The sequence below is a fragment of the uncultured Psychrobacter sp. genome, assembly GCF_947495825.1.
GTDB lineage: Bacteria > Pseudomonadota > Gammaproteobacteria > Pseudomonadales > Moraxellaceae > Psychrobacter.
Genome location: NZ_CANMAH010000006.1, coordinates 115940 through 135863, shown reverse-complemented (window position 1 = coordinate 135863; position 19924 = coordinate 115940). Strand labels below are relative to the sequence as shown.

At 42.3% G+C, this 19924-nt stretch carries 18 protein-coding genes; 6 read left to right on the top strand and 12 right to left on the bottom strand.

Annotated elements, in window-relative coordinates:
- Positions 1–8 precede the first annotated feature (8 nt).
- The gene (locus Q0895_RS08290; protein WP_058368609.1) at positions 9–503 is read right to left on the bottom strand and encodes a hypothetical protein; all 495 of its coding nucleotides are present in this window, start codon (positions 501–503) and stop codon (positions 9–11) included.
- Positions 504–713: 210 nt separating this feature from the next.
- Positions 714–2030: a hemolysin family protein gene (locus tag Q0895_RS08285; RefSeq protein WP_227511725.1), complete on the bottom strand. Its 1317-nt coding sequence runs from the start codon at positions 2028–2030 to the stop codon at positions 714–716.
- Between the two features lie 541 nt (positions 2031–2571).
- Between Q0895_RS08285 and yajC the strand changes: the two genes are divergently transcribed.
- The 6 genes from yajC (at position 2572) to Q0895_RS08255 (ending at position 9269) form a co-directional block, all read left to right on the top strand.
- Positions 2572–2904: a preprotein translocase subunit YajC gene (yajC, locus tag Q0895_RS08280; RefSeq protein WP_299187588.1), complete on the top strand. Its 333-nt coding sequence runs from the start codon at positions 2572–2574 to the stop codon at positions 2902–2904.
- Positions 2905–3290: 386 nt separating this feature from the next.
- On the top strand, positions 3291–5168 hold the full coding sequence (gene secD, locus Q0895_RS08275) for a protein translocase subunit SecD (protein WP_299187585.1): 1878 nt from the start codon (positions 3291–3293) through the stop codon (positions 5166–5168).
- 9 nt (positions 5169–5177) lie between these two features.
- Positions 5178–6455 carry a protein translocase subunit SecF gene (gene secF, locus Q0895_RS08270; protein WP_299187582.1) on the top strand — a complete coding sequence of 426 codons (1278 nt, stop codon included), beginning with the start codon at positions 5178–5180 and terminating at the stop codon, positions 6453–6455.
- A gap of 214 nt (positions 6456–6669) precedes the next feature.
- Positions 6670–8070: an MATE family efflux transporter gene (locus Q0895_RS08265; protein ID WP_075102939.1), complete on the top strand. Its 1401-nt coding sequence runs from the start codon at positions 6670–6672 to the stop codon at positions 8068–8070.
- 205 nt (positions 8071–8275) lie between these two features.
- Entirely contained in the window at positions 8276–8917 is a 642-nt protein-coding gene (locus tag Q0895_RS08260; protein ID WP_227511726.1) for an AzlC family ABC transporter permease, read from the top strand.
- Positions 8910–9269, top strand: a complete 360-nt coding sequence (locus Q0895_RS08255) for an AzlD domain-containing protein (RefSeq protein ID WP_058368605.1) — start codon at positions 8910–8912, stop codon at positions 9267–9269. Before Q0895_RS08260 ends, Q0895_RS08255 begins: the two co-directional genes overlap by 8 nt.
- A 292-nt stretch (positions 9270–9561) precedes the next feature.
- Here the strand turns inward: Q0895_RS08255 and purF are convergent, their stop codons facing one another.
- The 10 genes from purF to zapE all read right to left on the bottom strand — a co-directional run bounded on the left by purF (position 9562) and on the right by zapE (position 19882).
- Positions 9562–11097 (bottom strand): amidophosphoribosyltransferase, encoded by a 1536-nt coding sequence (gene purF, locus Q0895_RS08250; protein WP_058368604.1) that lies wholly within the window; start codon positions 11095–11097, stop codon positions 9562–9564.
- Between the two features lie 360 nt (positions 11098–11457).
- Positions 11458–11955 carry a CvpA family protein gene (locus Q0895_RS08245; protein WP_058368603.1) on the bottom strand — a complete coding sequence of 166 codons (498 nt, stop codon included), beginning with the start codon at positions 11953–11955 and terminating at the stop codon, positions 11458–11460.
- A 35-nt stretch (positions 11956–11990) separates the two neighbouring features.
- Complete coding sequence (locus Q0895_RS08240; RefSeq protein WP_299187573.1) at positions 11991–13025, bottom strand: quinone-dependent dihydroorotate dehydrogenase; 1035 nt, start codon at positions 13023–13025, stop codon at positions 11991–11993.
- A gap of 194 nt (positions 13026–13219) precedes the next feature.
- Positions 13220–13738, bottom strand: a complete 519-nt coding sequence (locus Q0895_RS08235; RefSeq protein ID WP_227511724.1) for a hypothetical protein — start codon at positions 13736–13738, stop codon at positions 13220–13222.
- 162 nt (positions 13739–13900) lie between these two features.
- Positions 13901–14452, bottom strand: a complete 552-nt coding sequence (gspM, locus tag Q0895_RS08230) for a type II secretion system protein GspM (protein WP_299187571.1) — start codon at positions 14450–14452, stop codon at positions 13901–13903.
- A gap of 42 nt (positions 14453–14494) precedes the next feature.
- Positions 14495–15826, bottom strand: a complete 1332-nt coding sequence (gspL, locus tag Q0895_RS08225; protein ID WP_299187720.1) for a type II secretion system protein GspL — start codon at positions 15824–15826, stop codon at positions 14495–14497.
- A 125-nt stretch (positions 15827–15951) separates the two neighbouring features.
- Positions 15952–16410 carry a phosphohistidine phosphatase SixA gene (gene sixA / locus Q0895_RS08220; RefSeq protein ID WP_058368600.1) on the bottom strand — a complete coding sequence of 153 codons (459 nt, stop codon included), beginning with the start codon at positions 16408–16410 and terminating at the stop codon, positions 15952–15954.
- Positions 16411–16452: 42 nt separating this feature from the next.
- Positions 16453–17886 carry an NAD(P)H-dependent glycerol-3-phosphate dehydrogenase gene (locus Q0895_RS08215; protein WP_299187564.1) on the bottom strand — a complete coding sequence of 478 codons (1434 nt, stop codon included), beginning with the start codon at positions 17884–17886 and terminating at the stop codon, positions 16453–16455.
- A gap of 134 nt (positions 17887–18020) precedes the next feature.
- Positions 18021–18677 (bottom strand): nitroreductase, encoded by a 657-nt coding sequence (locus tag Q0895_RS08210; RefSeq protein WP_058368599.1) that lies wholly within the window; start codon positions 18675–18677, stop codon positions 18021–18023.
- Positions 18678–18775: 98 nt separating this feature from the next.
- Positions 18776–19882, bottom strand: a complete 1107-nt coding sequence (gene zapE, locus Q0895_RS08205) for a cell division protein ZapE (protein ID WP_058368598.1) — start codon at positions 19880–19882, stop codon at positions 18776–18778.
- Positions 19883–19924 lie beyond the last annotated feature (42 nt).

Sequence of the window (19924 nt, the reverse complement as noted above, 5' to 3'; positions counted from 1 at the left end):
AATTTAAATTAATCAATCGTTACTTGAGAGACTGCACGTAACAGCACAGCGTTACCAGTCGATAAAGTAAGCGTGACTCTTGATGTAGTCACAAATGAGACTTTTTTGCCATCTTTTACCCAGCTTTCAACGGTTTTCACGTTGGCCTTTGCTTGTGAGCCAGTCGTAACGATATTATTGATACTAATATCATAATGATAATTTGAAGTTTGGTTCCAGCTGTCTTGTAATAGTTTTAAATACGCATCTTTATCAAGGCTGGTTGACTTGCCCTTTCTAGATAAGGAGATCAGTGCATCATCAGATACCAAACGCGCAACTTGATTGATGTTATTGTTATTGGCGGCTGATTTCATCGCAGTAGCATAGTTTTGTACCAAGTCTTCACTCATGGTGGCAGCTTGAGCAGTAACAGCAGCAGTACCAACCACCGCTGCTAACGTAGCGACGCTCGCACTTTTTATGAAGAGAGCTAATAGCCCTTTATTCCATAGTTGTTTCATTGCAATCCTTAAGGTAGTTTCTAATTATCCAATTATGTTGAGTGATTTATACTTTATTGATGGTATTTTTAGCCTATCACTAAATACTCACACCTATGTAACGCCATGTGTAATTATTGCATGCGTACCTACCTAGTATCCTACTGCTTGACCCTAATTTTCTTATCTATCCGCACCTTTATAGACCACTAACAATTTTTTATACATTCACTAGGATCTAGTATTGTCATCTGTAATCTCTTCATCGTCATTAAGCTTCATACCTAAGCGCTCCACACGCCTATCCATCATTTGACGTGCCAATGCCTGCATGTCTTCAACCCGATCTATTTCATCAACGATCTCAAGGCCTAATAGAGTCTCAAAGACATCTTCTAAAGTCACCAGACCTTTAACTTCGCCATACTCACCCACAGTAATAGCAATATGAATACGATTTTTTAGCATTAACTCTAATAAATCAAACAGCTTCATCTTTGAGAATACAAACGTAATTTCTCGTTCAAATTGGGTCAAGGGCTTATGCATTGCATGATTAACTTTCGCCAATAGCATGTCCGTCTTTAGGACAAAACCTGTGATGTTATCCAAATCTCCATCATAAATGGGCAACCGCGAAAACGTCAATTTTGGGCGATCGGCCAATACTTCAGCGACTGTTTTGTTCTGTTCAAACGCCAGCATCACTGAGCGCGGTGTCATAATATCTTCGACTTTGATAGCGCCAAAAGCGAGCAAGTTACGAATAATCCGCGACTCCAATGGATCAATCTGACCTGACTCCTCACCTATACTAGCAAGAGCAGCAAACTCACGTCGACTAAAGACATGGGTCTCTTTACTGCGCACCAGTAACTTTGTCAAACGCTCTGAAAACCAAATCAGAGGATAAAGGATAAGAATAATACCGCGTACAAAGTAAGCCACTATGCCACTTAGCTGACGCCAGTAGACAGTTCCTAATGTTTTTGGAATGATCTCAGATAAGAATAAAATCGCCAAAGTCATAATCGCAGAAAACAGACCAAACCATGCGCTGCCAAAGACAATGGTTGCTTGTGCACCAGCGCCAATCGAACCTAGCGTATGGGCGACCGTATTCAATGTCAAAATAGCTGCTAGCGATTGATCGATGTTGTCAATCTTTAAGCGTCTTAACATGTTTGCTTTGTTAGGATTGCTTTCTTCGACATCAGCGATATATGAAGGGGTCATACTGAGTAATGCGGACTCTGCTAAAGAGCAAATAAACGATACGCCAATAGCAATAGCAACAAAGAGTATTAATAGAGCGATACTGGTAGCTGTTGGTGCCGCTGACGCTGGGGTTTCAGCAGCTTGTGATAAAGCCGCCTGTGCTGGATGAGGTAAAATAGTGATTAATACAGTCATCAGTGCTGATAGACCAAATACTACCTTTGTGCTAGGACAATAATAATGCGTCGTCGGTGGAGGTTCGGCAGGCGCTTCTTTTTGATAAGCGCGTGGACGACATAGACGAGGTGTAGACGAAAAAATGGTGAACAAGTTAGGTAACCTAAACAAAGAAAAAGAATAAAAAAGGATAAAATACAATAAGCTTTATTGCTAGTAAATACAGTGACTACTTGCGTTCAACTCTTAATCAATAAAACTTAGCTGATAAAATAGCTCTATATAACAAGAACGATAAACCCGCTATTATCTGTACTGACAGACGCTATAGTCAATCATTTGATATTAGCACTGATGCTTATATTTAACAATTAAATGTCATGCTATATACCTGTCCAAAAAACAACCTACTCTTAATAAAAAACATAGATAGAAGACTGTACAAGCGACTTCCTTCTTGGTGGTGTTAGATTGACCTAACTTCAATATCTACTTACTTAATATATTTTAATATACCGCTGTTTTGTTTTAATAGATTAGTGCTTAAAAAGATTGTCGCGCTAGATATCGGCTGCTAGTATGCCAGTACATTAAGGAAAATACCCTCATCCCATGATTAACAGTTACCAAGATTGGGATTTTTTGTTACTATGCGTTTAATTTTATCGTTCCCTATGACTTATTGAGAGAAATTATGAGCTTATTTATTCAAGCTGCCCATGCTGCTGCTCCTGAAGCCGCAGGCGGCGCATCACTGTTTGGTCAGATTCTATTACCGGTAGCTTTTTTTGCGATTTTTTACTTTTTGGTCATTCGTCCTCAATCGAAGCGTACCAAAGAGCATCGTGCCATGGTAAATGCTTTGACTGTTGGCAGCGAAGTGATTTTCGCTGGTGGGCTTATGGGTCGTATCAAAAGCCTTGAAGGCGACTACGCTATTATCAGCTTAAACAGCAATACTGACATTAAAGTACAGCGAGCTTCTGTCATCTCAGTATTACCTGCAGGCACTATAGAAAGCGTATAAGTATTGATAATGGCTCGTCACGTTTAACGTTTATCATTATTGTATTGACTCATGCATCGATAAAAATGACCGTTGATATTTTACGGTCATTTTCTGCTACTAGACTACCAAATTAACGATATGTTTATTACTTGTTAGTTTTTAGGTTAACTTATTACCTCCTAGTTAGTCGGTTCACTGTAGCAAACTTACCTTTTGTCTGCGTATTACGACTCAAAATTTAGTCGTTCTATAATGCTTAGCGTTACGTTCTATTATCATAGCGGATGCTTGCAATGATAAATGATGCTCCCTGATTGTGGTCATTTTTCATTGCAAATGTAAATACTCCATCTGCCAACCTGTGGCCTGCATCGCCAGTATTTTATCAACTTAAAGAAGTGATTATGCAATATCCCGCTTGGAAGTACCTACTCATCGCCGTCGTACTGATCATCGCTGGTCTGTACGCTGCGCCCAACCTCTACCCTGATGAGCCTGCTGTACAGATTACCAGTGCTGCAGCAGGTACACAGCTATCTGAAGGTATTTTGACTCAGTCAGAGAGTCTGCTAGAAGAGGCTGGTATAAGCCATCATGACGGCACTTTTGAGGGCAACAGCGCACTGGTCCGCTTAGACAATCCAGACGCTCAGCTCAAAGCACAAGAAGTCCTCAAAAAGAACCTTAGTGACGATTATGTGGTAGCGCTCAACCTAGCACAGACAACGCCGCAGTGGCTTCGCGATATCGGTGCAAAACCGATGAAGCTTGGCTTAGACTTGCGCGGTGGGGTACGTTTCGTTCTAGAAGTTGATATGGAGAAAGCTTTAGAGCAACGTTTGACAAGTGCCAGTCGCGATGTACGCCGTGAGCTACGTGCACAGCGTGTTGCAGTTAAAGGTATTAAGACTGAGTCACAAGGTATTGTATTGCATTTCGCTGATACAGATGCTCGTAACCGTGCACAAAATATTCTGCAAGGTTCGATGGGCAACAACTTCAACTTACAGTCCTCTATTGATGAGCAAGGTCCTGCGCTCATCATGGCTTATAATGATGCGACATTGGATGAAATTAACAGCTATGCCGTCAACCAAAACCTAACCACCCTGCGCAATCGTATTGCTGAGCTTGGCGTGACCGAAGCCTTAGTACAGTCTCAGGGTGCTAGCCGTATCGTCGTCGAATTACCTGGCGTACAAGATACCGCTGAAGCCAAACGTGTGCTTGGCCGTACTGCAAACCTTGAGTTCCGTCTGGTTGCCAAAGACAGCGAAAACTTCATGGGCGGTATTCCTCCTGCTGGTACTGAAGCTTTCCCGTTTGGAACCCTTGATGGTCCGCCTGTATTGTTAGAGCGTCAAGCTATCGTTACTGGTGATAAAGTTACCAATGCTCAGACCAGTCTTGATGAAAGCGGTCGCCCTGAGGTCAATATTACCTTGGACAGCGCTGGCGGTAAGCTTATGCAAAATGCGACCCGTACCGCTGTTGGCGATCAAATGGCGGTATTGTTTATCGAAAATAAACAAAGAATCGCATATGAAGAAGATCCGGCTACAGGCGAGTCTGTTGAAGTACGTACCCCTTATTCTGAAACCAAGGTCATTAACCGCGCTAATATCCAAGCAGTATTAGGTTCATCGTTCCGTATTACCGGATTAGATAGCAATGCTGAAGCGGCTGAGCTTGCTCTACTATTACGCTCGGGCGCACTTGCAGCTCCGATGTATTTCGTCGAAGAACGAACCATTGGGCCTTCATTAGGTCAAGAGAACATTGCTAAAGGTCTGTTTTCAACTCAGATCGGTTACCTATTAGTCTTTGTCTTTATGATTATCTTTTATCGCCTGTTTGGGGTCATTGCCAATGTAGCACTGGCAGTCAACGTCATCATTATTGTTGCGATTATGTCGATCTTAGGCTCATCACTTACCTTACCTGGTATCGCTGGTGTGGTTTTGACCATCGGTATGGCAGTAGATGCCAACGTGCTAATTTTTGAGCGTATACGAGAAGAACTGGCAAACGGGGTGCGGCCAAAATCTGCAATCGTGGCAGGCTTTGATCGTGCTTTTAGTAGTATTTTTGATGCAAATATCACCACGTTATTGGTTGCATTTATTTTATTTGCGATTGGTACTGGTCCGATTAAAGGCTTTGCAATTACCTTAGCGATCGGTATTGTCAGCTCGCTATTTACCGCAATTTTGGTGACACGCGCACTAGTACAAATTGCTTATGGTAAGCGTAAATCTATCAAACGTTTGAGTATCGGCTAGGAGAATAACATGGCGATTGAACAAAATAACAATCCTGAAAATAACACGCCGACGTCTAGCAGCTCAGGCGGTGCAGGTAACAGTCCTAATGACAACCAAAAACGTCGCCGCCGTAGTAAGCCGCGCCGTGATGGTAAAGGCAGCAACGCCAAAGCCAATAACCCTACAACAGCAAAAACTGGTAAAGGCAAATCTCGCCGAAACAACCAAAGTTCAAAGAATGAGCAAGCAGTAACGACTCAAGCATCTAATGCTGCTATCGATAACGATCATAACCAAATTATTGATAGCGCTGCTGATGACGCTGCTGCTAAAGAAGGCGGTATCAAGGCAGTTGGTAATCAGCGTATTATTCCGTTTATGAAGATAGAAAAGCCTATGGCAATTTTATCTTTATTTATGGTCATTGCTAGTGTTATTGCGATCGCTGTTAATGGTCTTAATCTTGGTTTGGACTTTACAGGCGGGGTTTCAGCAGATGTACGTTATGAGCAGCCCGCTGAGCAAGTTGAAGTTGTACAAGCATTGGCGGATAATGGTTTCGATGATGCTATCGTACAGTATCTAGGCACCCGCCAAGAGCTGCTCGTACGATTGCCACCACAATCTGATAACATTGATGGTCTGAGTGCTAGCCTAACTCAAGCTTTAGCCTTACCTAATAACCCCGCTGACATTAGTAACGTCAACATTATCGGCAGTCAAGTCGGTAACGAGGTTTATCTAAATTCAGTCATGGCGTTAGGACTAGCACTAGTATGTATGCTAGGTTATGTCGCTCTACGTTTTCAGTTTAAGCTGTCACTTGGCGCGGTCATGTCATTATTTCATGATGCTATCGTCACCATCGGTGTCTTTGCATTGTTTGGCTTCCCTTTTGACTTAACCGTATTGGCAGCCATATTAGCATTGATCGGTTATTCGCTAAACGATACCATTGTCGTCTATGACCGCATACGTGAAAACTTCCGCCGTGTTCGCGGTATTAGTCCTAGTCAGACGGTTGATTTATCATTAACTGAAACACTGCGCCGTACTATTATGACTATTTCCACAGTATTATTAGTGGTCTTGGCCATGATGTTCTTAGGCGGTGATGGGTTGTATTGGTTCTCAGTAGCACTGTTTATTGGTCTGCTTGCTGGTACTTATTCATCAACCTATATTGCAAGCTCTATTCCTCTTAGAATGGGTCTATCACGCGATGATTTCGTGGTAAAAGTGAAGCCTGAGTTTGAAGAAGAGATTGTGACTTTTAATGACCCAAAGATGTTTGAACAAGATTAATATTAAACGCCTATTTGGATCATATTGGTTTTAATAGTACTGTTTAGTAGTAGCACATACTAAGATACAACTAAAGAATCGAGTAAAAGCACCTAACCGTTAGGTGCTTTTATCTTTGTATGACCATCCAATATATTTAATAGCAAAAGCTCATCCCGCAGCCATGTAGTAAACGGGCGGGTATTATCTGTGTTTATGCAGAAGTGATCCTCTTATGCCAACGACTACCTCACCAAAAGCCATGCCGCCCATTGATACACGCTACAGGCGTATTGTCGCGATTGCCGTTCCAGTCTTACTGGCCAATCTGGCTATGCCACTACAAAGTGTGATTGATACCGCTATAGTCGGCAACATGAATGATGCAGCGAAGCTTGCAGGTATGGGGCTGGCAATACAGCTTTTGTCCTTGTTACTCGTTAGCTTTAACTTTTTGCAATATGCGTCTTCTGGTTTGTCTGCACAAGCTTTGGGGCAGCTTGCAGATCGCAATGATTCTGCTAATCTGCAACATAAGCTGTCACCACTACTGTCGATTTTACAGCGCGCGCTATTATTGGCCATTATCATTGGTCTTCTACTACTACTAGCAAAGCCTTGGCTGATTGATTTTGGCTTGCAGGCGTTGTCAGCTAATCCTGATAGTGGCGCTGCTGCAAAAGTTTATTTGGATGTGCGTTTTTGGGGCGTTGTGGCTGAGCTGATGAACTTTGCTTTTATCGGCTGGTTTGCAGGTCAAGGTAAAACTCGTTATATGCTTTATCAGCAAGGTTTTATTGCCGTATTTAACATTATTTTGACGCTGTTTTTTGTTTACGGTATGCAGCTGGGAATAGCAGGCGTTGCATTAGGCACTACCATCGCGTTTTGGTCAGGGGTGGTATTGGCATTGTGGCTTAGTCGCCGAAATCTGCAATTGTCTTGGTCTATTTTCTTTCAAGTTAATCCACAGCATTTTACTAAAGAAAAAATGCTTAGGCTATTTTCTTTGAATAAAGATATTTTTATTCGCACACTTATCCTAACATTGAGCTTTGCGTGGATTACTCGCTTATCTGCTCAAAGCGGCGATCTGGTATTGGCCGCCAACGCCATTTTATTGCAAGTATTGAGCATTTCAGCCTTTGCACTTGATGGCGTAGCAGTATCAGCTGAAACTTTGAGTGGACAAGCAGCGGGACGTCGCGATTGGGTGCGTTTTCGTCTTATTGTCAAGCGTACAGGCGTCGTCAGCTATACTCTTGCTCTACTATTAAGTTCGATTTGGTGGCTTGTTATGCCAATTTATTTAGATTTGATGACCAATATTGAGACGGTTTTTACCTTAACCAATAGCTATCAAGGCTATGCAATACTGCTACCACTCGTTGGTGTGGGGGCTTATTGGCTTGATGGTATATTTTTTGGTTTGACAGCAGGCCATATTATTCGCAATGCTGCATTAATATTGGCTATCATTTTCTTTCCCCTTAGCTGGCTACTATATCAGCAGTGGGATATGACTGGTATTTGGCTTAGTGTTTGGAGCTTATTATTGTTACGTATGCTTATTCTTAGCGGTTTTTTGTATCATGCGCATAGAACCGGCAGTTATGAAGAATTACAGCCAATTTAATGAACAATTAAATACATGTTTATCGATATTATTGATGCATATAGCAAAAACCACTGTTTATAAGTCATTATGTCTATAAAACGACCTCTTTACCAACTAGTTAAGTTTGACGATCTTAGGATATCTTGTGAATACTTATTCTGAACAACAGCGAAACTCCACCTATCAATGGGCTGAAGGCTTCAAAAAAAGCATTCCTGTCGCCATGGGCTATCTACCTGCAGGTATTGCTTTTGGGGTCTTGGCACAGGTGGCTGGTGTGCCTATATGGGCGACGATTATGCTAAGTGTCGTACTATATGCAGGGGCAGCTCAATACGCTTGTCTACCCATGCTCAGCGCCGGCTTGCCGATAGGTAATATTGCGACAAATATCGCAGCCATTAACCTGCGTCATGTATTTTATGGGATGCCGTTATTGCAGTCTTTACCCAAAAATAAAATAGCCAAAACCTACTGTTTGTTTGCTTTAACGGACGAAACATTTTCGGTGATGACCAGCCTGCCCAATGAGTCGAGACAGGCGCTGATACTGCCTATTAGTCTATTTAACCAAAGTTGGTGGGTGTTAGCAGGCGCTATTGGAGTGATGATCGGCAGCACTCTTAGTGACTTGGTGCCGCATTTGGACTTTGCGTTGGTTTGTCTGTTTGCAATTTTGGCTTACGAGCAGTTTCAAAGTATTAAACGTTACTTCCCTATTGGGATTGCGATCGTTGCTTTGGCTATTGCCTCATTGTTTACCAGTAATTGGTTACTGTTGGTAGCCATTACCATTTGTATGCTTATGATTTTGGGACGTGGTTTTTGGATACAGAATAAAGTGACAGGAGAGAACGATGAATAGTAGCTATTTGATTGCAGCCACTTTCGCGATGGCTGGAGTTACCTTTATTACTCGCGCTATTCCAGCATTGATACCCAAAAAGCTTCTTGATACTCCTTGGCTACATCGCCTTAACGAGAGCTTGCCGCTATCTGTCATGGTCTTATTGATTCTCACCAGTCTCTCCTATCAAGACATATCTGCCAGTACTGGGCTAAATAGCGCCGAGGTACAGTTATTACTTGCTCAAATTGGCGCATTGCTATTGGTATTAATGGTTTATCACATCAGTCGTCAGTTATTAATAAGCATGGTTGTGGGTATTACAGCGATTAATGGCCTACTTTGGTTGTTAAATAACGTTCTAAGTTGATAGTCTTTATTAGCTGGCAGGTCTTACTCAATAATAATTAAATAAAAACAATAAAAGGCTGGATTCTTAATCGAATCCAGCCTTTTATTTTATATCATTACTTTTATATAATCACCTTTAAGTCATACTATAGTTAACTCGCTATAAAAACGATACAGCGAGGCTGGTATAATTTTTTTGCAGCTTCTGTCAGCGTAGACACAGCAAGCAAGAAAAATTTATACCAGTGGCGCATTACGTTACAACGTATCGGTTTTATTCGGTATCGACTATACTGACTAAAAATGATTATTTAAGACTCTTCGACACCCATCATATCAACAGGCGTATCCGCGACGATTTGTACGCCTTTTTTGCCAGTTTTAGCGGTTTCACTACGCTGTTCTTGTAAATGGTCAAGATAAGCTTCATTGATTTGTCCAGTGATATAGCAGCCATTAAATACTGCACAATCAAAGCCTTCAACGCGGCTATGCTTCGTATCTTTTACCGCGTCGATAAGATCATCTAAATCTTGGAAAATCAGACGATCAGCACCGATGATTTTACGTACTTCTTCTACGCTATGTCCTGAAGCGATAAGCTCACTACGTACCGGCATATCAATGCCATATACGTTAGGATATTTTACCGGTGGCGCCGCACTGGCAAAAAACACTTTTTTCGCCCCCGCATCACGTGCCATTTGAATAATCTCATGACAGGTAGTACCGCGGACAATAGAGTCATCAACCAACAAGACATTTTTGCCTTTAAACTCTAACGGCACGGCACTGAGCTTTTGACGGACCGATTTTTTGCGCTGCTGTTGACCTGGCATAATAAAGGTACGACCGATATAACGGTTTTTCATAAACCCTTCACGGTATTTAATATTCATCTTAAGTGCCAGCTCCATCGCTGAAGTACGCGACGTATCAGGGATGGGAATCACAACATCGATGTCGTGGTCATCACCCCACTCATCGAGGATTTTTTGTCCCAGCTTTTCGCCCATACGAAGACGCGATTTGTAGACAGAGATATTGTCCATAATAGAATCTGGACGCGCAAAATAGACATACTCAAAGATACAAGGCGTGTACTCTTTTTGCTCTACGCATTGATATGTATGTAGATTATGATCCAAATCAATAAAGATGGCCTCACCAGGTTTGACATCACGAATAATAGTAAAGCCGCAACCAGTTAGCGCCACTGACTCAGAAGCAACCATGTACTCTGTACCGCCATTGGCAGCCAAACGTTCACCAAAGATTAATGGGCGAATGCCATTTGGGTCACGAAACGCTAATAAGCCATGACCAGTAATCATCGCTACTACGCCATAAGCGCCTTCACAGCGAGCATAGACCGCTTTTACCGCTTCAAAAATATCGTCAGACGTTGGATGAGTCTTACCTAGATTTTGCATCTCATGAGCAAGAACGTTTAATAGAACTTCAGAGTCTGAGTCAGTGTTTAAATGACGACGATCTTCTTGATATAACGATTTAGCTAAGCTCTCAGCATTGGTCAAATTGCCATTGTGAGCCAAAGTTATGCCATAAGGCGAGTTCACATAAAATGGCTGTGCCTCTGCACTACTTGAGGTGCCTGCAGTGGGATAACGAACATGACCAATACCAAACTTACCCACCAGTCTTATCATATGACGGTTCATAAAGACATCACGAACCATACCGTTTTCTTTACGCAGATATAGGCGCCCATCTTGCAAGGTCACAATACCTGCCGCATCTTGACCACGATGTTGCAACATAGTTAAGGCATCATAAAGAATTTGGTTGACCGGCTCATGAGCTGCAACCCCAACGACTCCACACATATTTATGTCCTATTTAAAACCACATATTAGTAACGCAATAACGGTAAGCTTAATAGCGATGTTACCTATAAGCTAACCGAGGATTTGATGATATCTAGTTAACGATACTTGTTCGTTATTAACGTCATGTTCACGCTAAGATTTGATGAATATAAGAATGAATACACTGTATATAATGGCATATAAATTATGATATTTAGCTTAAACTTTATCAACCATAACAATTTATATTATAAACATCATGAATGCTAAATGATGTTAAATGCCAATTTATCAAGGCTATATACTATGTTATGTTTTACACGGTATGTTTGACTATATTACTTGATATTAACCATAGTTGTTGATAGTTATTAATAGTTATGACTGATTAATCTGCTCCCACGCACTGCCTAATACATCGGATGCAAGCGTTTTTGCCATTGGCGCATAAGGAAGTAGCTCAGGAGCCAGCACAGAAGTTTGCCACTGCGGAAGCTGCACTAATAACGGCGCACTGACACTAAGAACGACTAAAACCACAAGAACGTTTTTGGCCGCCCCCAATACACCGCCTGCCATTTTATCTACCACACCCAAGCGTAAAGTTTTAAGTACTCCTGAAAATACAAACGCTACTAGATGTATCGCAGCTAACACTACGATTACTATGAGCAAAAAAGCCATCGCCATTTGTAATACAGAGCTTTGGGTCAACCCTGATAGCTGCGGCGCAACAGGGCCAGCCAAACGAGTCGCAATAATCAAAGCGATGAACCAGCCGACTAAGCCGACAGCTGTCTTGACAAGTCCTATCTGAAAACCGCGCCATAAGCCAATAAGGACAACAATGGCAATAACGATATCTAGACCACTCATATTTACCGCCTTATGACTTTATAAAACCGATTTAACTAAATCTCTTGGGCATCATAGTAGCCGCCAATGGCCTGAATACAAGACTGCACCAAGCCTGGACCGCGATAGATAAGACCTGTATAAAGCTGAACCATATCTGCCCCAGCCTTGATCTTTTTGACAGCCTTTTCACCGCTATCAATGCCACCGACGCCTATAATAGTCACTTTACCATCTAGCTGATCTGAGAACTGTTGCAAAATCTGAGTACTAATATGACTGACTGGACGACCAGATAGACCGCCTGCTTGATCGCCATCTGTAAGATCCTCAACCCCTACTCGGCTTAAGGTTGTATTGGTCGCAATCAAACCATCAATTTCAAAATCCAATAATTGCTGCGAGATATAATCAACTTGTAGTGGATCTAAATCAGGAGCGACCTTTAATACCAACGGCACATAGAACCCGTATTCTGTCGCCAGCTGGCTATGACGGTTTTTAATCACGTCTAACAGCTGTGTCAATGCCTCACCGCTTTGTAAGTCACGCAAATTCTTTGTATTGGGTGATGAGATATTGACTGTAATGTATGAGGCATGAGGATAGACACGCTCTAGGCAATAAATATAATCATCAGCAGCATGCTCGACAGGTGTACTGGCATTTTTACCAATATTGATACCGATATTACCTTTATATTTACAGCGTTTGACATTTTCAATCAGATAATCGACACCCAGATTATTAAAACCCATACGATTAATAATAGCGTCTGCTTGTCTTATTCTAAACAAACGCGGCTTATCGTTCCCAGCTTGTGGCTTTGGTGTGACCGTACCTACCTCAATAAAGCCAAAACCAAGCTCAGCCAATGCGTCGATATAATCGGCATTTTTATCCAATCCTGCAGCCAGTCCAACTGGGTTAGAAAACTGCAAACCCATACAATCGGTTGGTTGCATAGACTGACCATAGACCAATCCCAAAGCGCGCGCCTTATGAGCTTTAGCCAATAAAGATAGAGTCATATCATGAGCGTGTTCAGGATCCATCTTAAACAAAAAAGGGCGAAGCAAGGCATAAGACATAATAACGATAAACCCGGTCTGGATAAAAATAATGAATGGGACAACACGAATGAAAAATTGAGTGTCATAAAACGCTGCGATTATATCAGCTTAATAATAATAAGACCAAAGTTTCATTCCTAATATCAACGACTGCACCTAAGTATTAGCTGCGCTTTAATGCACATAAACAGACGCATTGGTAGTTAACTAACTTACGGTACAGGACGACTGTCGGTAAGCGCAATCCAGCCTCTGATAATACGGTATAGATGCCAGATAAAGGTAAAGAGCATTATCAACACCCCAAACCCAGCCAACAAAAATGAACCGATAGCTATATTACCGCTATCAGCCAACATACTAACGCCAAAACCACCGAGCGCAAACGTTATAATAATCGTTCCTATAACGAAAAAAATAATACTGTACCAAAAAGTTTTAATCTGCCAGTCAAAGTGCGTCGCAAGCCAAGTACCCTCAGCATCACGACGTTTGCCATAGTTCATCATGATTGGCACAATCCATAATAATCCTGCCGTAAAATAGCTGATCACGTAGAGCAGATAAGTAATGTGGTTGTAGGTGGTTAATGAGCGCTGCTCTTTTTGAGTCAACAGTGGTCTCTCTTGCTGCATAAGTCTGTGTGTCGTTTGTGAGTCAATAAAAGGTTCGGTAGTCTGCGTTCTTGTATATGAATGCTTATCGGAATTATTGTTAGAAGACTGGTTCATAATTTCTATCCATAACTGACAGTAGCCATTAAGTACTCAATTGTGGCAAATAGCGCCGCTTTCAAGATAAAACCATCACTTCCTTATAGTTTGACCTATATCAGAGGTTAAACATGGATAGATATAAAAAAATTTTGAGACAAATTTTGAAAATAGATTTTATTAAGAGATGATAGTTGCTTGTACTTGCACTTGCTTGGTCGCCAAGTCCTGCTGCATCGACAGCTTTGTAAACTGCCAGCCTTGTTGCTCAAGCTTACCAAGTGCAGCACTGACAGTCGCTTGACTCGGATGACTAAAGCTTAATTGCACCCCTGCACCATTGGCCACCACTTGCGCATTATCAATACCTGAGCTGTTTAACGCAGTATTCACACGGCTTGCTGGTGGCACCGCATCAGCACCGTCTTGATTACTGGTAGCATTTAATGCATTAGGATCGATATTACCTGCCTGCGAGCGTAGCCAAAAATAATCATTGACCTGCTCTTGGTAATCAGACTTACTCTCTTTGGCAGTTTGATGGACGCTATAACCGCCATAACCACCGATAAATAACAATAAAAACACCAGCAAAACAGCCAATGCCATCTGATCACGAGAAGAGAGCGCTTGCCAGCGTGACCATAGCGCATTTTGGTAGTTGTTCACACGTGCTGACAAGGCTTTGGTTGCTAACGGGTTTTGGGTAGTGCGGCGCTGTAATAGTTTCATCACTTGACCTTGATGGATGGTATAAAATTTACAAACTAAAAATTAAGATTGAGCCACGTTATCTACAGCCGCAGGATCATCTTCAACATCGACGGTTATCTGCCCACTAAACTGCCCTTGCTCATTGCTATTGACCCGCTCTAGACTTGCTTGAATACCTTGCGCAGTCAGTGTACTGGCGAATTTATCAAGACTTCCCCGGTCTGGCGCTATTAAGGTAAAGCTTAAAGCAGATGGCTCCATAACCAGCGACTGTGCATGTAACGAAGACTGCTTAATAAGCGGTGATATTCGACCGAGTACTGCTAGGTGCGATGCTGACTCTTGACTATCGCTACGCAGTTTTGGTTGCATTTGTACCTGCAGCTTAGTGCGATTGGTATTGAGTATCTCATCTGGAAACCATGACTGATACTGCTCTGCAGTTGCCCTCTGCGTAGCATCTGCAGCAAGGTTATAACGATAAATTTGTAAGCCATCAGTTGCCATTTGCAACACCAATGCTGACAATGCGACCATCATCGCCACTCGTAAGTAGGGTGAGAGCTTCGTCTCTGAAGATTTAACAAAAAAGTTAAGCGCGTGACGTTCTGGTATCTCTATTGGTATAGGGACTATAGATAAAGGCGTTGATAATATCTGCTGTTCTGCCAGCAAAGTAGCTGTTTCTGTCGCGATACTTGTTTCTGTTGTAGAGTCTGATATAAGGCCTGACTCTAAGTTAGTCTTTTGCAAGTTGCTGCTATCATCTGCCAAGTCATCAAATGAATCAATTGGAGCGCTGATAGACGCTGGATCAATCGATTGTATCGAAGGCAATATACAAACTTCACTTAAATGCGGTAAGCGCTCAAAAATAAGCGGTAAGTAATTTACTGCCAAGCCCTGATATTGTGACTGTCGTAATAAGGCAGTATATTGATCTTGATATAAGGTTACTTGCTGAGCAGCGCCTTCTTCAGGAATAGGCAACAGTAAAAAGTCTGGCAGTAGTGCATTGATGCTTAGGCCGACCAAAGATGCACTTTGTTGCCATGCTTCTATGTCGTTTTCAGCCAACGCATAAAGATAATGCGCATGAGTATCGCCGATCTGCCTGACTGCCAATTGCTCAACTGGCGCTAAAGAGGTCTCTTCAAATAAATACTGTTTACCTGTGTTGCCAAGCTGCTTGAGCTGAGCTGCATTTAGCTTTGTGTCGACTTGCAACAAATGGCTGGAGGGAAAATAAAGACAAAGTGATGTAGAGCTGTTTCTGCTATTGCCATATATATCATACAGCTGTTGCCAGCCGCTTACAGACTGCCACTCTTTTGTGTTAGCATGCCAAACTGCTAACGGACTATGCTGCGATCTTATCCAAACATGTAACACCAAGCGTGTCCTTACTTAACTTATGAGATAAATTATTAAAATAAAACCAACCATCAAATATTTTGGTATTTAATCATGGTTGCCAGTTAAGTCAAAGCCTAGTATTGACTTACGCATGTATAATATTAACGCGGCTGCTGCGGCACAAAACGGTCTATCTCGTTTGCCATACCCGTCATGACAAATTCCATCTCAAAGACACGTGCTTCAGCCAAAGCAAATGATTCAGGACTATCGCCTGTTAGTAAACCGGCAAGATAAGCAACGATAGACATATGACAAACCACTACCAAACACTCGGCTTCAATCTTTGCAATATCTGCCAATGCCATGTGAGCATCATCGGATGGTGTAATATTGTCTTGTACTATACACGGTACTGTAGGAGCGCGCGATTGTAGGGCGGACAACGTTTGCTGCGCGCGTTTATAAGGACTCACTACAAAGTGGTCTGGCGCATAATTTTCAATAATATATTCAGCCGTTTGTGCTGCTTGCTGTTGACCATAGTCAGTCAACTGCCGTGCACTATCTGGCCGAGTCTCATCTTCTGCTTGTCCATGACGCATTAATATAATCTTCATAATACCCCTTTATTACTACTTAATACATAACTTTTAGCAAACTTATTTTTTGTCTTTGTCGGTATCTTCTTCATCAAAATTGTCATTTTTATCAGTGTTTTGCGCGGTTTTGTGGTGAACCGAGTCATTAGTGTCAGAACTGTTGTCAGAGTTATCACTATCGTCTTGAGGGTTGTTTGCCGCCGCCTGCATCTGTGCAGTAAGCGCAGCATTACTATAATCGTGTGGCATGACAAACTCGACATCGCTACGAAACCCTGCTTCCATCAAGTGCAGTGCTACGCCAAGCGCTGCCTTATCTTCATAAATAACAGCGTATAGAGCGTGGGTAATCGGCATATAAATACCGTCTTTAGATGCCTTTTCATGCACTTGCTGAATCGTATTGACTCCTTCGGCAGTCTGCCCCAGCTTTTTGACGGCTGCATCAATATTCATACCGCGACCAAGCATATTACCAATTTGATAGTTACGGCTAAGCTCTGAGCTACAGGTAGCATACAGATCCCCAACGCCTGACAAGCCTAAGAACGTCAAAGGGTTGGCGCCAGCTTCTACCCCAAAACGACTCATCTCAGCCAACGCTCGGGTTAGTAGCATGGCTTTGGTATTTTCGCCTACATCATATGCAGCAGCCATACCCATAGCAATGGCATAAATGTTTTTGAGCGCTCCGCCAAGCTCTACCCCGCGTATGTCATCACTGGCAAATACTCGAAAAAACGCGCTATGTAGTGCAGCTTGCACTGCATGACGCAAAGGCTCAGAATGACTGGCTATTACTGTCGCTGAGGGCATGTTTTTCATAATCTCAATAGCGAGATTTGGCCCTGACATAACACCGAAGTTTACTTCTGGCAGCTCCTCTTTGATGATGTCACTCATCAGCGCAAAGGTGTCTTTTTCCATGCCCTTAGTGAGAGACACAACCGACTGTCCCGTAATAAATGGGGCGATACTCTTAAGTGTCTCACGAAATGCCATGCTTGGTACTGCAAGAAAAATAATGTCTTTGTCTTTGACGGCAGACTCTAAATCGTGACTGTATTTAAGGCTTTCATCTAGCTTATAACCGGACAGATATTTTTTGTTCATCTGCGATTTAGCCATAGATTTAACCGTACGCTTGTTACGAACCCAAAGGGTGGTATCACAGCCATTGCGTGCTGCCAAATTTGCCATCGCTGTACCAAAGCTACCACCGCCCAAAAACGCCAAACGCAGCTGGTCTGGATTATCACGTACTTGTCCCATGTTTTTGGCGACATCTGCTTCAACCGCACTAGGATTAAGCTTTCTTCGACCAAGTCCTGATTTAGTCGCGCGCTCAATAATACCTGCCAGCAAACCACTAGATTTTTCAGTATTAACCTGATCCGAACTTCTATCATCTGTCTTTTGTTTAGAAGCGTTTTTATCGACAGCTTCTTTATTTGGCTTTTTGTTAGATGAATTGTTTTCAGTAGAGCTTGTCATATCTAATTATCCGTGTTGACTGCTTATATCATTGAGGCAGATTACACTGTCTGCATAAAAAGGTATAGCGTTATATGATGCTTTAGTTTTTGTACATCACCACACCAGCTATGATTGAATCTAATAAATGACGCTTATGATTCAAAGCGTACTAACGGTTCGATATCAATAGGTTTGCGTTTTGGCTCATCCTTAGGACTGGTGCCAGTATAAACAAAAGCGGTGACATAATCATCTGGACCGACATCGAAATACGCTTTTACTGCAGGCTCGTTACACAGTAACCCAGTGCGCCATACAGTACTATAGCCTTGCGCTTTTAGAGCCAAAATCAAATTTTGCACAGCAGCCCCTGTGCTTAACATTTGCTCAAAAGGTGGGACTTTTTTGTGTGCTTGCATTTGAGTCACGACGGTAATGATAAGGGGTGCTCGCAATGGCATGTTGCGGGTTTTCTTGATGGTCTTTTCGGTCAATTCTTCACCATCTTGCACCGCCTTTGCTTGTGCAGCTTCAAGAAGGGCAAGGCCTAGCTCATGACGAGCATCGCCTTCGGTCACAATAAAGCGCCATGGGCGAAGCTTTTTATGATCAGGCGCTGTTGCAGCGCATTCGATAGCCTGTTGGATTTGAGCACGAGTTGGTGCTGGCGCGTCTAGATTCCCCATACTGCGTCTTGAATTAATCCAATCGATCAATTGAGTGCTGGTGTAGCCTGTGTCATTGATGTCTGTATTGTCAACAAGCATCTCTTCATTACTTTTATCTTTTTTATCGTCAGATACATTCATCGTCTGTCCTTAGTTATTATTGTTCAGTACTTGTGTTATTTTATAGATGACTACTTAATTTACTAGCTGAATTCTAATAGCTATACTAAAAGACACAATCACGCAGCATCAACGCTTTCAACACGATGTTCCATTTTTAGATAGTCTTCTGATTGCATCTCAAGCAAGCGTGAGCGCGTACGCTCAATCTCAAATGCTAACTTTTCTCCTTGGTACAACTCTAGAATCGACTGTTCAGCTCGTACCAATAGCTTGACACGGCGATCATAGAACTCATCAACCAGATAAATGAAACGACGAGTAGGATCACGCAAGTCATCATCTAGTGCTGGTACTGCGTTGACCAGTACGGTATTGAATTGCTTAGCAATCTCAATAAAATCAGAGGCAGAACGCGGCTCCATGCATAGATGCCGGAAGTCACAAAATAAGATATCTTCGGTACGAGCATTAATTTTGATTTCACGACCGTTGATAACGATGGGCTCATTACTGATTTTTTGATTATTAGATAAGCTGGCAAAACGGTTGGCAAGCCAGTGATGATTGGCTTTGGTCATCGGCGACTTGTACAGCTCTGCTTGCTGCAATACACGCAAACGGTAATCAATGCCCGAGTCAATATTCATCACGGTAGTATGACGCTCAACCTCAGCAATGGCAGGCAAGAAACGGTCGCGATGTAAGCCATCTTTATACAAGCCCGATGGCTCAATATTAGAGGTGGCAACCAAGGTAACACCGCGGTTAAACAACATGGTAAACAGATCCCCTAAGATCATCGCATCAGAGACATTCGAGACAAAAAACTCATCAAAACAGATAATCACCGCTTCTGAATGAATAATATCAGCGACTTTTTCTAACGGATCACTTTGACCTTGTAACGTATTTAGCTCGCTATGTACGCGCTGCATAAAATGATGAAAATGCTGACGCATCTTACGCTCAATCGTTAAAGAGTCATAAAACATGTCCATCATCCATGTTTTACCACGGCCAACACCGCCCCACATATACAGACCTTTTGGCGCGGCAGGTTTGGACTTTAAAAAGCTAAAAAAGCCCTTTTTTTGTTCAGCGCTACTATTGAGCTGATGGTAAAGCTCATCAAGGTAGCTCATAGCCTGATATTGCTGCTCATCTCGAGTAAACTCATCAGTACTGATGGCTTGCTCGTAGCGTTGCAATGGAGATAATCTCATAATACGACTCATCGTTAGACAAAATAAATAATAAAGTAACCC

Coding starts and splice junctions, on each gene's coding strand:
- Q0895_RS08290 (WP_058368609.1), bottom strand. CDS start 503: ATGAAACAACTATGGAATAAAGGGCTATTAGCTCTCTTCATAAAAAGT.
- yajC (WP_299187588.1), top strand. CDS start 2,572: ATGAGCTTATTTATTCAAGCTGCCCATGCTGCTGCTCCTGAAGCCGCA.
- secD (WP_299187585.1), top strand. CDS start 3,291: ATGCAATATCCCGCTTGGAAGTACCTACTCATCGCCGTCGTACTGATC.
- secF (WP_299187582.1), top strand. CDS start 5,178: ATGGCGATTGAACAAAATAACAATCCTGAAAATAACACGCCGACGTCT.
- Q0895_RS08265 (WP_075102939.1), top strand. CDS start 6,670: ATGCCAACGACTACCTCACCAAAAGCCATGCCGCCCATTGATACACGC.
- Q0895_RS08260 (WP_227511726.1), top strand. CDS start 8,276: ATGGGCTATCTACCTGCAGGTATTGCTTTTGGGGTCTTGGCACAGGTG.
- Q0895_RS08255 (WP_058368605.1), top strand. CDS start 8,910: ATGAATAGTAGCTATTTGATTGCAGCCACTTTCGCGATGGCTGGAGTT.
- purF (WP_058368604.1), bottom strand. CDS start 11,097: ATGTGTGGAGTCGTTGGGGTTGCAGCTCATGAGCCGGTCAACCAAATT.
- Q0895_RS08245 (WP_058368603.1), bottom strand. CDS start 11,955: ATGAGTGGTCTAGATATCGTTATTGCCATTGTTGTCCTTATTGGCTTA.
- Q0895_RS08240 (WP_299187573.1), bottom strand. CDS start 13,025: ATGTCTTATGCCTTGCTTCGCCCTTTTTTGTTTAAGATGGATCCTGAA.
- Q0895_RS08235 (WP_227511724.1), bottom strand. CDS start 13,738: ATGAACCAGTCTTCTAACAATAATTCCGATAAGCATTCATATACAAGA.
- gspM (WP_299187571.1), bottom strand. CDS start 14,452: ATGAAACTATTACAGCGCCGCACTACCCAAAACCCGTTAGCAACCAAA.
- sixA (WP_058368600.1), bottom strand. CDS start 16,410: ATGAAGATTATATTAATGCGTCATGGACAAGCAGAAGATGAGACTCGG.
- Q0895_RS08215 (WP_299187564.1), bottom strand. CDS start 17,886: ATGACAAGCTCTACTGAAAACAATTCATCTAACAAAAAGCCAAATAAA.
- Q0895_RS08210 (WP_058368599.1), bottom strand. CDS start 18,677: ATGAATGTATCTGACGATAAAAAAGATAAAAGTAATGAAGAGATGCTT.
- zapE (WP_058368598.1), bottom strand. CDS start 19,882: ATGAGATTATCTCCATTGCAACGCTACGAGCAAGCCATCAGTACTGAT.